We start from the raw sequence: 12,333 nt of genomic DNA, 5'->3' as shown, positions 1-12,333 counted from the left end.
GTGGTCGGTTTTATCTGACCACGTTTTCATATATTTTATCCAGTTTTTCTTCAAATAGATCCATATGGACAATTCGTGCTTCACGTACATATTCTTTTCCATCCACAAAGAGTAATAATACAGGGACGGTAAAAATGGAAAAGCGTCCAGCTACTTCTTCTACAGCTTCGGCATTGATGTGTCCCAGTTTAATTTCTGGATATTTTCCCATCAACGCTCGAACTTGTGGGAGTAGTCCATGACACACACTGCAATTTGGTCTGGAAATATAGAGAAAGGATAGTTTGATTATTGCATATAAATTGAGCCACTTATGCGGACTTTTGAGCCAGTCAGTGCGGAAAAATGAGCCACCGTTTGCGGACAGGAGAGTCAGCAAGATAAATAGGAAAACCTCTAGTATAATAAAAAATGCATGCATATAAGCATGACTTTATTATACAGGAGGTTTTTTTATGATTAATTTTCGTAGGATTCTGGAACTGCATTATGAAGAAATCAGTCAACGAACAATTAGTTCAAGTACTGGTCACTCCAGAAATACAGTCCCTATGAAATTCGCAACTAGAGCGTACATTAAATAAGCCGGCAATCCCTTTAACTAGGAATTACCGGCTTTTATTTTTTGCTTATTATAGAGATTCAGCAATTTCGATTAGTTTGTCCACTTCGATGTTCATACCTCTGACATTAAAATACTGATTATCTTTCCAGAACATGATTTGGACAGGATTATGTTCGCCTCGGCTAATCAACCAAGCATCTACACCAGATACCTCAATTTTTTCCCCTTTTGAAAGAATCTCCGTTGGTTTTACTGATCCGTCATCACTGGATTGGGTAATTAACAATTCTTTTTGTTGATACTTTAACTTTTTGTCCGCATCTTTATCCACCCATCCTTGCTGCATCACATTTAACTTATTGGCTCCTTGGGTGATGGTCTTTGTTTTGGGTTCCACCGGTACCAATCCTTCCGGAATAACCGCAGGCTTACGAATCTCGAACGGTACTTTCTCTTGCACCATTCCTTCAACGCTTTCGGACTTTACTTTATTATTTTCTGTTACCTTCACCTTTTCAAATGAATCTGCTGATGTGGATTCATCTTGTAAAAGAAATCCAGAAATAACAAGCGCTGTCCCTAAAATACCTCCGATGATAGCGTTTCGTTTCTTCATTGTTTTACCTCCTTATAAACACATGTAAGATAGTCGTTGGAAACTTGGACCGACATGCCAGTAGTCTTCGGAATCAACCCATCGTTTGGATAATTATAAAAAATACACAATAAATTTACATTCATCAGAAAACGGCACTATGTTCCCTAAGTCGACAGCAAATAGAAAAAGCCTATTTTTCTCTCATGATAATCAGTGGCTCTCCACTCCGCATTCACTGGCTCAATTGTCCGCAAACGGTGGCTCAAAACTCCGCAGTAGTGGCTCATTCTGTCTGCAATACTCAGATAGTTCATTTGCTACTATAAAATTATCCACTGTTTGAATTGATGAAAGTTCTTCAAATTCTCTCATTTTTTATACCTCCGAGTAATATGCCTTAACTCTAGTATAGTAAGAAAGGGAATTTTAATCATAAATGATGTTTATATCTTAATCAGAATGGATAAGTGAACTAAAACAAGACAATTGAGGTGAACGTAATGAGTAATCAGGATAAACAATCACCAAACAAAGAAAAGACAAAATGGAATGAGGAAGACAGAACGAAGCTCGATGAGTTTGAAAATCAAAAGTTTGCAGATGATATCCCTCTGGAAGATTTAAAGATTGAAATGAAAGATGAAAAGAAGAAAACAAAAACAAAAGATGCCTCACAAAGTGAACGGAAGTTTAAAAATAAAGAGGATAATCAATAATTTTAGGATCCTTAAGTGCAACTTGCTTAAGGATTTTTACTGATTTTAAAAAAATGGACGTTTACAGTAGTTAAAGTGACGAGACAAGGCATCTAGCTGATACATATACATAAAGTATAAATCTAGACAATAGTAGTCATAGATTTATTCCAACAACCCATGATTACCTGAGAGGTCGATTAACATTGGCTTCTCCTTTTTTTAATGAAGATAATAAAAATATGTAGCATCGAACGATATCCATTTTTGGGCTTAAAAATTATTCCTAGTTAAAGGGCCCCAAGCAAATTGTTGGGGTCCTTTAAAATATGAAAGCTTAAATTAAAATTTAAAATTAACTTCTTTATCTTCTTGTGACTCGACACCCTTCATATAGTCAATTCTTTTTTGGGCAGAGGTTTGGCTAACCTGCTCATCAGCATGATAGGACGAGCGTACAAGAGGACCAGATTCACAATGAGAAAAACCTTTTTCTAAAGCAATTCTTTTTAACTCTTCAAATTCATCCGGATGGTAGTAACGCTCAACATTTAAATGCTTTTTCGTTGGTTGCAAATATTGGCCAATGGTTATAATATCGACATTGTGCGCTAATAAGTCATCCATCGCTTCCACGATTTCTTCTTTCGTTTCCCCGAGACCTAACATGATACTTGACTTTGTAGGGACATTTGGTGCAATCTCCTTTACGCGCTTAAGAAGCAGGAGAGACCGATCATACTTGGCAATTGCTCGAACACGTTTGGTTAATCGTCTAACCGTCTCAATATTGTGATTAAAGATATCGGGCTCACTGTCCATTAATGTATGTAAACTTTCATAATCACCTTTCATATCTGATGGGAGGATTTCAATCGTACATCCGGGGCGTTGTGCCCGAATTGCCCGAACCGTATTGGCAAAAACAGCTGCACCACCATCAGCTAGATCATCACGAGCTACCGCTGTTACAACAACATGTTTCAGTCCCATAATTTCAACCGAATCAGCAACACGTTTCGGTTCACCCCAGTCAAGTTCGTTAGGTAGTCCTGTTTTAACCGCACAGAATCGGCAACCACGTGTACATGTATCACCTAAAATCATAAATGTAGCTGTTTTCCGCTCACTCCAGCATTCATAGATATTAGGGCATTTTGCTTCTTCACAAACTGTATTTAGTCGCTTATCACGCATTAAGTTCTTTAATTTTTTGTAGGAATCATTAGTATTAATTTTCGTTTTTAACCATTCGGGTTTACGAATGTACTCTGCCTGTTTTGTCAATGTTTGCACGCTCCTTATCTAAGTTAGTATCCCGTATATCCAATTCATATTTTGTCTTGGCTAGTTCTTTCACTTCATTCCAATCATCTTCTGACAGTTTTAGCGGATGGAAATCAATATTTAATCCGTTCTTGAAACCTTCTTTAAAAGCCTTTTTCAATATTTCATCATTCACTTTTTCATCTGTTAACTGATTGATTGTAATCGCTTTCTTAGAAAAGCCATTTCGCTGTCTTTCGCGTAATTTATCGGTAGAAAATTGAAATAAATCAAATAGCATTGTCGTGTTAATGCTAATTGGTAGAGAACCATGTTGCAGCAGTACACCTTTTTTTCTTGTTTGTGCATTACCAGATAACTTTTTCCCATTCACTACCATTTCGTAGATTGCCGGTTTTTCGAAGCATATAGCTGTTCTTCCTGACTCTGAGCGTTTCTTTTCCAGTTCATATTCAGCGGGAATACCTAAATTTTTATATCCTTCCAAAACACCCTTTGATAAAGTGTAATAAGCTTCCTGTACGGACTTTGGAATGCCAGGTTCACTTTCAGAAATAACCAAACTGTATGTTAGTTCGTCGTCATGTAGTACCGCACTGCCGCCGGTCAATCGACGAACAAACTGGCAGTTATGGCGTACGATTGCTTCAAAGTCAATTTTATTTTCCACCTTTTGGAAATACCCAACAGATAGACTTGGAGCCGACCATCCATAGAACCGGAGTGTTGGGGGGATTTTCCCTTCACTATGCCAATTGATTAAACATTCATCAAACGCCATATTTATTGCCGCATCATTTAGACCCGTATCAATAAATGCCCATTGCCTGTTCAATATTTTCACCTCCTATATCCAAAATTCTTCACTAAAAAGGACTGCAGGAAATAGACTGCAGTCCTTTTAGTGAAGGTTAAAAAATACACATCGACTGCACATTCCCCACGATAGTATTATCCATATCGGGTACAAAGGGTCAATACCGATAGAAGGTATTTCTCAGCCTTAAAAGCTCCCCTAGTGCGTATTTATTTAATTAATTAAGTGTTTACTATTAAAGTTTACTTGTAATTTTTGGAAATGTAAAGATAAGTTTGATAATTCATGTAATCCAAAATTAATACGATATGAAAGCCGCTTATCTAACTTTTCACTTCTGCAAGGATACTTCCTTCAATCAAGCGATTAACTTCCTTAAATTGTTTTTCGTGTAAAAGCTGAACGATTTTGCTTCCAACAATTACCCCATCACAATGCTTACTAAGTGCATGTGCCTGTTCTGTATTGGACACCCCAAAACCAGCTAATACAGGTACATCACTATATTTCTTTAAATCATCCAGGTAGGAAGTTACATTCGTATCATGTTTTGTCCGGGCTCCTGTCGTTCCATTGACAGCCACTGCATATAGGAATCCTTCTGAACGCTTTGCGAGTTCCACTAAACGTTCTTTTGGACTTGTCATTGCGGCAAGCCTGACAAATGCAATATCATGATCACTTAAAGAGGGGGAAATAATGTGTTCTTCCTCCATTGGCAAATCAGGTATAATAATACCATCAACCCCTGCGTTCGCTGCGTCTACAGCAAATTTTTCTATCCCGTAAACTAAAATGGGATTTAAATAAGTCATGATGACAATTGGAATAGAGCGATTTTCTTTCGTAGATTGCAATGTCTCTAATACATTTGTTAAGGTTGTACCATTGTCTAATGCACGTATGCCAGCCTCTTGAATAGTTGGACCATCTGCAACTGGATCCGAGAAGGGGATACCAAGTTCAATTGCTGATGCCCCACATTCCTGTATAAAATTTATTCTCTCTTCCAAAATATCGAGTCCGCCATCACCAGCCATAATATATGGAGCAAATATATTTTGATTGGATTTGATTTTTTCCTTTAAGGCTTTTTCTAATTTTGCTTTGCCCATTATAATTTTCCTCCAATCCGGTCTTTTACTTGTTCTACATCTTTATCCCCGCGGCCTGAAAGACAGATGACAATTGTCTCATCTGGTGACATTTCAGGCGCGAGCTTCATGGCATATGCCACTGCATGAGCACTCTCCAATGCCGGGATAATTCCTTCTGTTTTTGATAAATATTGAAATGCATCAAGTGCTTCCTCATCAGTGATTGATGTGTATGTGACACGATTTGTCTCGTGTAAATGACTGTGTTCTGGCCCCACTCCAGGATAGTCCAGACCTGCAGAAATGGAGGAGGCTTCTTTAATTTGGCCGTGCGCATCCTGCAAGAGATATGTCATTGTCCCGTGTAATACACCAATATTTCCACCTGTTAATGTTGCTGCATGTTTATTTGTTTCGATGCCGGCACCACCAGCTTCTACTCCAAATAGTGATACATTCTTATCTTCTATAAATGGATAAAACATACCCATTGCATTACTTCCACCACCGACACAGGCAATGACAGCTTCTGGAAGCTTGCCATTCTGTTTCATGATTTGTTTTTTCGTTTCGGAACCAATAACAGATTGCAGATCACGAACGATTTTCGGGAATGGATGTGGTCCGACAACAGAACCAATAATATAATGTGTGTCTTCCACATGATTGACCCAGTAACGTAATGCTTCATTGACCGCATCTTTCAGGGTGCCACTGCCTTGGGAGACACTTCTAACTTCAGCACCTAGTAGCTCCATTCGGAAGACATTCAATTTTTGCCGGCGAATATCTTCTTCACCCATGAACACGATACAATCAAGCCCAAGCAGTGCACATACGGTTGCTGTAGCGACGCCATGTTGACCTGCTCCCGTTTCTGCAACAACTTTCTTCTTGCCCATTCGAACCGTTAAAAGTGCTTGGCCGATGGTGTTATTGATTTTATGTGCTCCTGTATGATTTAGGTCTTCGCGTTTTAAGTAAACTTGAGCACCACCAAGGTTTTTGGTCATCTGCTCTGCGAAATATAATGGTGTTTCGCGCCCGATATATTGTTTTAAATAATAGTTTAATTCATTGATGAAATCAGGGTCTTTCATTGCTGTTTCATATGCTTCTTCTAGCTCAATTACAGCAGGCATCAATAATTCTGGAACGAACCTTCCTCCAAAATCCCCATATTTTCCGGTTTTATCTGGCATGGTATACGATGTCATGAGTCTTCATCCTTCCGTGTTTGTTTGGCATTTGTAATAAATTTTCGAATTTTAGTAATATCCTTTTTCCCGTCCGTTTCAACTCCACTTGATACATCGACTGCTGCGGGTTTCACTTTTTTAATTCCGCGTTCCACATTTTCCGGAGTTAATCCACCGGCTAGTATGATATTACTGTGATCCAACTGCAGATTTTCAAGCAAACTCCAATCGAATACGGATCCGTTTCCACCACGGCTCCTTTTGCCTGGTGTATCCAATAGGCAGTAATCACAAGGATATGTTTTTAGATTTTCAAGTGCTTCTTTTTCTGCTGGAAAAGCTTTAATAATTCCATAGGGCAATTGCTCCGCTACTTCAGCTGGTTCATCACCATGTAATTGAATAATATCGAGCCCAACAACCTCAGCGGTTCGCTTCATGTTTTCAACTGTCTCATTTACAAATACGCCGACTTTTTTAATTGAAGTAGGGATGGAAGCTGCTATGGAAGCAGCAGCTTCAGGTGAGATTTCCCGCTTGCTTTCTGCAAACACAAATCCTATAAAATCAGCATCAGCCTTTACTGCAGCGTCGGCTGCTTCAATCGTTGTTATCCCACAGATTTTAACAAGCATTTATTTTTGCTCCAACAGGTAACGGAATCTGAAATGCCTTAAAGGTTTCTTCAACATTGTCGGCCCGCATAAATGTCTCACCAACAAGGACAGCATTTGCGCCTGCATTCGCAGCACGTTGCACATCTTTAGTTGTCTTCATTCCACTTTCGCTGATTAGGATGGTTTCCGGATTCTTTATCATAGCCGCAAGTTTCTCTGTTGTCTGCAAATCAATTTCAAATGTCTTTAAGTTCCGATTATTGATTCCGATGATTTCTGGATTCATTTCCAGAGCTCGCGTCATTTCCTCTTCATTATGGACTTCGATGAGTACTTCCAGATCCAGTTCTGTTGCATAGTTATAGAGCTTTTTAAATTGTTCATCGGATAGTGCCGCAACGATAAGCAGAATAATATTAGCTCCAGCAGCCTTGGCATGATCTATCTGAATCGAGTCGATGATAAAGTCCTTACATAAAATGGGAAGGTCAACGGCTTTTCTGACTGCTTGCAAATCTTTCATAGAACCATTGAAAAAGGGTTTGTCAGTTAATACGGATATGGCTGCAGCACCTGATTCCTCGTATTGCTTTGCCTGCTCAACTGGATTGACATCCATATCAATCGCTCCCTTGGAAGGGGAGGACCGTTTGATTTCAGCGATAATATTCATATTGGAAGAAGATGCAACGATACTTTTAAAAGTAGGAACGGATTTTTTATTTCCTTCTAATAATGGAACATTGATTAATTGAACAATTTCTTTTGCCTTTTCAGTTAAAATTTTATCTAGGATTGTCATTTAATACACCTCGCTTGGAATTTTACTACTAAAGTCAACTAGACGTTCTAATCTCTCTAATGCTGCACCTGAGAGGATACTTTCGCGTGCCAAGCTGATTCCATCCTTTATGGTGGCTGCTTTACCATTGGTAAATATCCCTAATCCTGCATTTAATAACACAGTATCAAAATATGCTCCTTGTTTACCTTTTAAAACAGACATGAGGATTTCGGCATTTTCTTTTGGATTGCCACCACGAATCTTGTCGTTTGAATATACGGGTAAACCAACTTCTTCAGGATGAAGACTAATGGATGTAAGCTCCCCATTTTCAAGAATAATTAAATCGTTAGCACCTGCAAGAGAGGCTTCATCCATGGAACCAGCACCAGTAACTACTACGGCACGACGTCTTCCTAACTTTTTCAAAGATTCAGCTATGGTAGGAAGCAAATCTTTTCGGTAAACACCGATTAATTGTGTATCCAGTTGAATTGGGTTTGTCAGTGGGCCAATTGCATTGAAAATGGTAGGTAATCCCAGATTTTTGCGTACGATTGAAAATGGTTTCAGTGCTTCATGGACATGTGGTGCAAATAGGAAAGCAATCTTATTTTCGATCAACATTTGCTCGACATGCTCTTTTGAAAATGAGAGCGAGACACCTAAATGCTCCAGTACATCTGCGCTACCGGTTTTGCTTGATATGCTACGATTTCCGTGTTTTGCAACAGTAATTCCAGCACCTGCCATTACAAAAGCCGAGGTTGTGCTGATATTGAAGCTGTAGGATTGGTCACCACCTGTACCACAGTTATCGATTGCATCGGGTATTGGGCTCGTATGGAAAGATGATTTCCCACGAATGACTTCAACAAGACCAGCTATCTCATCTGCCGTTTCTCCCTTTGCTTGTAGAGCTGTGAGTAATGCGGCAATTTCAGATTCTGTCACTTCATCCGTAAAGCAATAATTTGTTGCTGCCTTCATTTCCTCTACCGTTAAATTTTCACCATTAATTACTTTTTTGAGATACTGTTTCATTTGTAGCTAACTCCTTTCCTATTTCACTTAGGAAATTTTTGATTATTTGTTTACCGGAAATGGTTCCTATCGATTCTGGATGAAATTGCAGTCCATAAATTGGGTATTTATAATGTTTGATTGCCATGATTTCATCGTCATCGATAGATCTTGCTACAATTTCCAACTCATCAGGAAAATCCTCTTGGTCGATAACGTAAGAATGATAGCGCATGACTTCTGCTGGGTTTTGCAAATATTTGAAAGCCCCAGATTCGTTATGGGATACAAGTGAAGTTTTACCATGTTTGATTTGCTTTGCTGGTCGCACCTTACCTCCTAGTGCTTCTCCAATGACCTGATGCCCGAGACATATTCCAAATATCGGAATAGATGTATAGAATTCTTTCACAGTGTCTATACACATACCTGCTTTGTTCGGTAATCCAGGACCCGGCGAAATAATGATTGCCTCAGGGTCCATTTTTTTAATTTCATTTATTGATATTTTGTCATTTCTTACAACTACGACTTCGACATTCTGTTCGGAAAAATATTGGAAAAGGTTATAGGTGAATGAATCATAATTATCAATTAATAGGATCAAGTTCCTGCACCTCCATTAAAGATCTTGCTTTATTCAATGTTTCTTTATATTCATTTTCTGGTACAGAATCAAAAACGATTCCAGCTCCAGCCTGTAAGTGAGCAATGTTATTTTTAATAACCAATGATCGTATCGTAAGAGCGATATTTAAATCATGATTGAAATTAATATAGCCGATACCGCCACCATATGCACCTCGCTTTTTTTCTTCCAGTTTATTTATAATTTGCATCGCCCTGATCTTAGGTGCGCCAGAGACGGTCCCTGCTGGAAGGCAGGTGATCAGTGCATCGATGCCTGAATAGTTTTTATGCAATCTCCCTTTAACTTCAGAAACAATATGCATGACATGCTGGTATTTTTCTATTTTCATATAGGTGGGAACAGTAATACTGTTAATCTCGCATACACGCCCTATATCATTTCTACTTAGGTCAACGAGCATTCGGTGTTCAGCAATTTCCTTTTCATCCGAAAGCAGATCATTCATAAGCACCTCATCTTCAGCAGTCGTTCTGCCTCGAGGTCTTGTTCCTGCAATTGGATTTGTAACTATTTCTCTTCCGGTCGTCTGAACTAAACTTTCTGGTGATGCTCCTAGAATCAGATAATCCTCAAAGTCGATATAAAACATATATGGAGAAGGATTCGCCTTTCTCAACTTTTGATAGAAAGAAAGGGGGAAACTCGGGTGCTCATTAATTTTTGCGGTCATCCGTTGGGATAGTACCACCTGAAAAATATCACCATGTTTTATATGTTCTTTGGCAATTTTAACTTTCTCCTTAAAGCTTTCTTCTGTCGTTTCCGATTCAAAATGGATGCTTCCAAAATCAATAGTAGTAGAATTTTCGTCTTTCAATAGTGATTCTTTTAATTTTTCAATTCTCGCTTCAAGAACATTCTCGGATTCATTATTCGGATTCACAGCAATAAGATAAATATCGTTGTTTGTATGATCGAAAACAATCACATCCTTGTAAATCATGAAATGAATGTCAGGCATATCCAGTTCATCTGGCAAGGGATTCCCTATGTCTTCAAAAGCTCGAATAGAATCGTATCCGATATAACCAACTGCTCCACCAAAGAAAGGCAACGGTAAATTTGTTTCCACCATTGGTAAATGATTTTTAATGTACAAGAGAGCATTTTCTTTTTTAGTTTCCAATTTGTCTGTTTCCATGTTGATAATCGTTGTTTGATTTCCACGACCAATTATTTCTTCATACGGGTTCATACCTAAAAAAGAAAATTTCCCTTTCTGATCATGTTGAAAGGTGCTCTCCAACAAGAATTTTTTCCTTCCTGTTAAATTTTCGAGTACCTGTATAGGGGTTAAATCTCCAGCAGCCATCTTTGTATACTTGAATGAGTGATTGTTCTGCATCTTTCTCACCTCTTTTAAGAATTTTTTAAGTAAATAAAAAAGTCCTCTATAAACACATATAACATGTGCTTATAGAGGACGTATGTGACCGCGGTGCCACCTCACTTGAAAAGGAAATCTTTTCATCTTATTCAGATACGGGAATTCAAACTTATGATATGAATCCGATATCCTATCCATCTAACGGCGGAAGACCGTGTTTCCGTAATCAAGCCCCAATCCCGCTTTTTAAGGAAACCTCTCGTAAGTCCATTCAACAATTACCCGCGTACTGGAATCCCACCAACACCAGCTCTCTTTAACGCTTCTGAAATTGTCTACTACTCTTACTTAACGATTTTAATATGAAATTTTGTTCTGATAATACAAAAAGGCCCCTCATCCGAAAAGGACGAGGGACCGTGGTACCACCTTTATTAGCTGAAAACAGCTCACTTTAGCAATATTAAGCATAATGCTTAATATTCTCGTCTCGTATAACGATGAGACCTGTTCGCCAAAGCCTACTGCAAATAGAAGTCATGGTTCGGTTTGGAAGCTCAGAAGTCCATTCATCTATTGGAATCACACTGGTTTGCACCAACCACCAGCTCTCTTGCGTGTCCCGATAGACTACTAATCTTCGTCATTGCTTAAGTTATTTAAGTTATTAAAACTAATATTAAGATAATTGAATATAAATGTCAAGTCATTTTTAAAGAATAATTCAGACTATTAATTAAATGCGTGAAGCTGTTGGAATAAATAGCTTTAGATTAAATATATTCAGAACGGGTAATATAGTTCATGAGGTGATGGGAATGCCTGTAGAGTGGATTGTGAGAATAGTCCTTTCAATTATTATCCTAATCATTCTAATCGTTATTTTGAGCAAGTTCCGATCCGGGAAATTTCAACCCAACGCGAAGGATTCTTTAACGATCATGAAAGAAAGACTGGAAAGGGGAGAGCTTACAGAAGAGGAATTTAAAGAAGCGAAAAGGAGAAGGGGTAAAATAAAATAGGCAGCTTAGGAAGGGTCTTCCAAGCTGCTTATCTGTACATTATGCGTTAAATGACGTGAATTTATCTCTAGCGGAGATTCTTTCATTAGTAACGGGTTGTTCATCAAAGTATCCAAGATGCAGAAAACCAATTATTTTTTCATTATCCCCAACATGAAGTAATTCTTTGACTTTTGGATCATAAATATGAGGGTTTGTTTTCCAAACAACACCAAGTCCTTCCTCCCAGGCAAGTAGCCAGAAGTTTTGGATCATGGATGCAGTTGCCCCATAATTTTCTTCCCACTGTTTTGGAATTTCAGGCTCTTCCATCATAACAACAAGTATGGCGTTCGGCTCAGTTAGATAATCTTCCCGGTTTTTTTGTCTATCTTCTGGATAGGTAGACGCTACTCTTTTAGCGAAACCAGTTAACTGCTTTTCGCCAACAAAAAGAAATCTCCATGGCTGTCTCAATCCATGGTTAGGTGCCCAAATGGCGTCTTCCAATAATTCGAGAACTTTTTCTTCTGTAACTTCTTTATCGTTATATCCTTTTTTCACCGCGCGCCTTTCACGGATAATTCTTGCTAATTCTGATTTTTCCATAGCTATATACCCCTAAACTAGTATTTAATTGATAATCTTTTTCAGTTAAATTGTATAGGATT

Annotated in this window: 16 protein-coding genes, 1 riboswitch and 2 other annotated features; of the genes, 3 read left to right on the top strand and 13 right to left on the bottom strand. The window is 38.4% G+C overall.

The window, feature by feature from the left end:
• Positions 1 to 10 precede the first annotated feature (10 nt).
• Positions 11 to 292, bottom strand: coding sequence for a thioredoxin family protein (locus ACHABU_RS14390; protein WP_435765675.1), 282 nt, complete (start codon positions 290 to 292; stop codon positions 11 to 13).
• Positions 293 to 455: 163 nt separating this feature from the next.
• On the opposite strand from ACHABU_RS14390, the gene ACHABU_RS14385 reads away from it, so the two are divergent.
• The gene (locus tag ACHABU_RS14385; protein WP_435765588.1) at positions 456 to 584 is read left to right on the top strand and encodes a hypothetical protein; all 129 of its coding nucleotides are present in this window, start codon (positions 456 to 458) and stop codon (positions 582 to 584) included.
• A gap of 48 nt (positions 585 to 632) precedes the next feature.
• Here ACHABU_RS14385 and ACHABU_RS14380 read toward each other — a convergent pair whose 3' ends face one another.
• Positions 633 to 1,181, bottom strand: a complete 549-nt coding sequence (locus ACHABU_RS14380; protein WP_435765586.1) for a DUF4367 domain-containing protein — start codon at positions 1,179 to 1,181, stop codon at positions 633 to 635.
• Between the two features lie 222 nt (positions 1,182 to 1,403).
• A complete protein-coding gene (locus ACHABU_RS14375; protein ID WP_435765585.1) occupies positions 1,404 to 1,535 on the bottom strand; it encodes a hypothetical protein in 132 nt (43 codons plus the stop codon).
• 128 nt (positions 1,536 to 1,663) lie between these two features.
• On the opposite strand from ACHABU_RS14375, the gene ACHABU_RS14370 reads away from it, so the two are divergent.
• Positions 1,664 to 1,879, top strand: coding sequence for a hypothetical protein (locus ACHABU_RS14370; RefSeq protein WP_435765584.1), 216 nt, complete (start codon positions 1,664 to 1,666; stop codon positions 1,877 to 1,879).
• Between the two features lie 321 nt (positions 1,880 to 2,200).
• Here the strand turns inward: ACHABU_RS14370 and lipA are convergent, their stop codons facing one another.
• The 9 genes from lipA to trpE form a co-directional block, all read right to left on the bottom strand.
• On the bottom strand, positions 2,201 to 3,145 hold the full coding sequence (lipA, locus tag ACHABU_RS14365; protein WP_435765583.1) for a lipoyl synthase: 945 nt from the start codon (positions 3,143 to 3,145) through the stop codon (positions 2,201 to 2,203).
• Positions 3,117 to 3,980, bottom strand: a complete 864-nt coding sequence (locus tag ACHABU_RS14360) for a lipoate--protein ligase family protein (protein ID WP_435765582.1) — start codon at positions 3,978 to 3,980, stop codon at positions 3,117 to 3,119. Before ACHABU_RS14360 ends, lipA begins: the two co-directional genes overlap by 29 nt.
• Before the next feature lie 84 nt (positions 3,981 to 4,064).
• Positions 4,065 to 4,172, bottom strand: a riboswitch (TPP riboswitch).
• Positions 4,173 to 4,285: 113 nt separating this feature from the next.
• Positions 4,286 to 5,077 carry a tryptophan synthase subunit alpha gene (gene trpA, locus ACHABU_RS14355; protein ID WP_435765581.1) on the bottom strand — a complete coding sequence of 264 codons (792 nt, stop codon included), beginning with the start codon at positions 5,075 to 5,077 and terminating at the stop codon, positions 4,286 to 4,288.
• Positions 5,077 to 6,276, bottom strand: coding sequence for a tryptophan synthase subunit beta (gene trpB, locus ACHABU_RS14350; protein ID WP_435765580.1), 1,200 nt, complete (start codon positions 6,274 to 6,276; stop codon positions 5,077 to 5,079). The genes trpA and trpB overlap by 1 nt, the downstream gene beginning before the upstream one ends.
• A complete protein-coding gene (locus ACHABU_RS14345; RefSeq protein ID WP_435765579.1) occupies positions 6,273 to 6,893 on the bottom strand; it encodes a phosphoribosylanthranilate isomerase in 621 nt (206 codons plus the stop codon). Before ACHABU_RS14345 ends, trpB begins: the two co-directional genes overlap by 4 nt.
• Positions 6,883 to 7,677 carry an indole-3-glycerol phosphate synthase TrpC gene (gene trpC, locus ACHABU_RS14340; RefSeq protein ID WP_435765578.1) on the bottom strand — a complete coding sequence of 265 codons (795 nt, stop codon included), beginning with the start codon at positions 7,675 to 7,677 and terminating at the stop codon, positions 6,883 to 6,885. Before trpC ends, ACHABU_RS14345 begins: the two co-directional genes overlap by 11 nt.
• Positions 7,678 to 8,703, bottom strand: a complete 1,026-nt coding sequence (gene trpD / locus ACHABU_RS14335; protein ID WP_435765577.1) for an anthranilate phosphoribosyltransferase — start codon at positions 8,701 to 8,703, stop codon at positions 7,678 to 7,680.
• Positions 8,675 to 9,289, bottom strand: coding sequence for an anthranilate synthase component II (locus ACHABU_RS14330; protein ID WP_435765576.1), 615 nt, complete (start codon positions 9,287 to 9,289; stop codon positions 8,675 to 8,677). The genes trpD and ACHABU_RS14330 overlap by 29 nt, the downstream gene beginning before the upstream one ends.
• Positions 9,273 to 10,679 (bottom strand): anthranilate synthase component I, encoded by a 1,407-nt coding sequence (trpE, locus tag ACHABU_RS14325; RefSeq protein ID WP_435765575.1) that lies wholly within the window; start codon positions 10,677 to 10,679, stop codon positions 9,273 to 9,275. Before trpE ends, ACHABU_RS14330 begins: the two co-directional genes overlap by 17 nt.
• A gap of 71 nt (positions 10,680 to 10,750) precedes the next feature.
• Positions 10,751 to 11,022: a binding site (T-box leader), on the bottom strand.
• A gap of 41 nt (positions 11,023 to 11,063) precedes the next feature.
• Positions 11,064 to 11,317: a binding site (T-box leader), on the bottom strand.
• A gap of 162 nt (positions 11,318 to 11,479) precedes the next feature.
• Here trpE and ACHABU_RS14320 point away from each other — a divergent pair.
• Positions 11,480 to 11,683, top strand: a complete 204-nt coding sequence (locus ACHABU_RS14320) for an SHOCT domain-containing protein (RefSeq protein ID WP_435765574.1) — start codon at positions 11,480 to 11,482, stop codon at positions 11,681 to 11,683.
• Between the two features lie 39 nt (positions 11,684 to 11,722).
• Here ACHABU_RS14320 and ACHABU_RS14315 read toward each other — a convergent pair whose 3' ends face one another.
• Positions 11,723 to 12,271 (bottom strand): nitroreductase family protein, encoded by a 549-nt coding sequence (locus ACHABU_RS14315; RefSeq protein ID WP_435765573.1) that lies wholly within the window; start codon positions 12,269 to 12,271, stop codon positions 11,723 to 11,725.
• Between the last annotated feature and the right edge of the window lie 62 nt (positions 12,272 to 12,333).

The organism is Oceanobacillus sp. CF4.6, from assembly GCF_051262635.1.
Lineage (GTDB): Bacteria > Bacillota > Bacilli > Bacillales > Amphibacillaceae > Oceanobacillus.
Note: the sequence above shows the minus strand (reverse complement) of the source record. Positions and strands in the feature narration are given on the sequence as shown.

Coding starts and splice junctions, on each gene's coding strand:
- trpE (WP_435765575.1), bottom strand. CDS start 10,679: ATGCAGAACAATCACTCATTCAAGTATACAAAGATGGCTGCTGGAGAT.
- trpB (WP_435765580.1), bottom strand. CDS start 6,276: ATGACATCGTATACCATGCCAGATAAAACCGGAAAATATGGGGATTTT.
- ACHABU_RS14345 (WP_435765579.1), bottom strand. CDS start 6,893: ATGCTTGTTAAAATCTGTGGGATAACAACGATTGAAGCAGCCGACGCT.
- ACHABU_RS14370 (WP_435765584.1), top strand. CDS start 1,664: ATGAGTAATCAGGATAAACAATCACCAAACAAAGAAAAGACAAAATGG.
- trpD (WP_435765577.1), bottom strand. CDS start 8,703: ATGAAACAGTATCTCAAAAAAGTAATTAATGGTGAAAATTTAACGGTA.
- trpC (WP_435765578.1), bottom strand. CDS start 7,677: ATGACAATCCTAGATAAAATTTTAACTGAAAAGGCAAAAGAAATTGTT.
- ACHABU_RS14385 (WP_435765588.1), top strand. CDS start 456: ATGATTAATTTTCGTAGGATTCTGGAACTGCATTATGAAGAAATCAGT.
- ACHABU_RS14320 (WP_435765574.1), top strand. CDS start 11,480: ATGCCTGTAGAGTGGATTGTGAGAATAGTCCTTTCAATTATTATCCTA.
- trpA (WP_435765581.1), bottom strand. CDS start 5,077: ATGGGCAAAGCAAAATTAGAAAAAGCCTTAAAGGAAAAAATCAAATCC.
- ACHABU_RS14315 (WP_435765573.1), bottom strand. CDS start 12,271: ATGGAAAAATCAGAATTAGCAAGAATTATCCGTGAAAGGCGCGCGGTG.
- ACHABU_RS14380 (WP_435765586.1), bottom strand. CDS start 1,181: ATGAAGAAACGAAACGCTATCATCGGAGGTATTTTAGGGACAGCGCTT.
- ACHABU_RS14375 (WP_435765585.1), bottom strand. CDS start 1,535: ATGAGAGAATTTGAAGAACTTTCATCAATTCAAACAGTGGATAATTTT.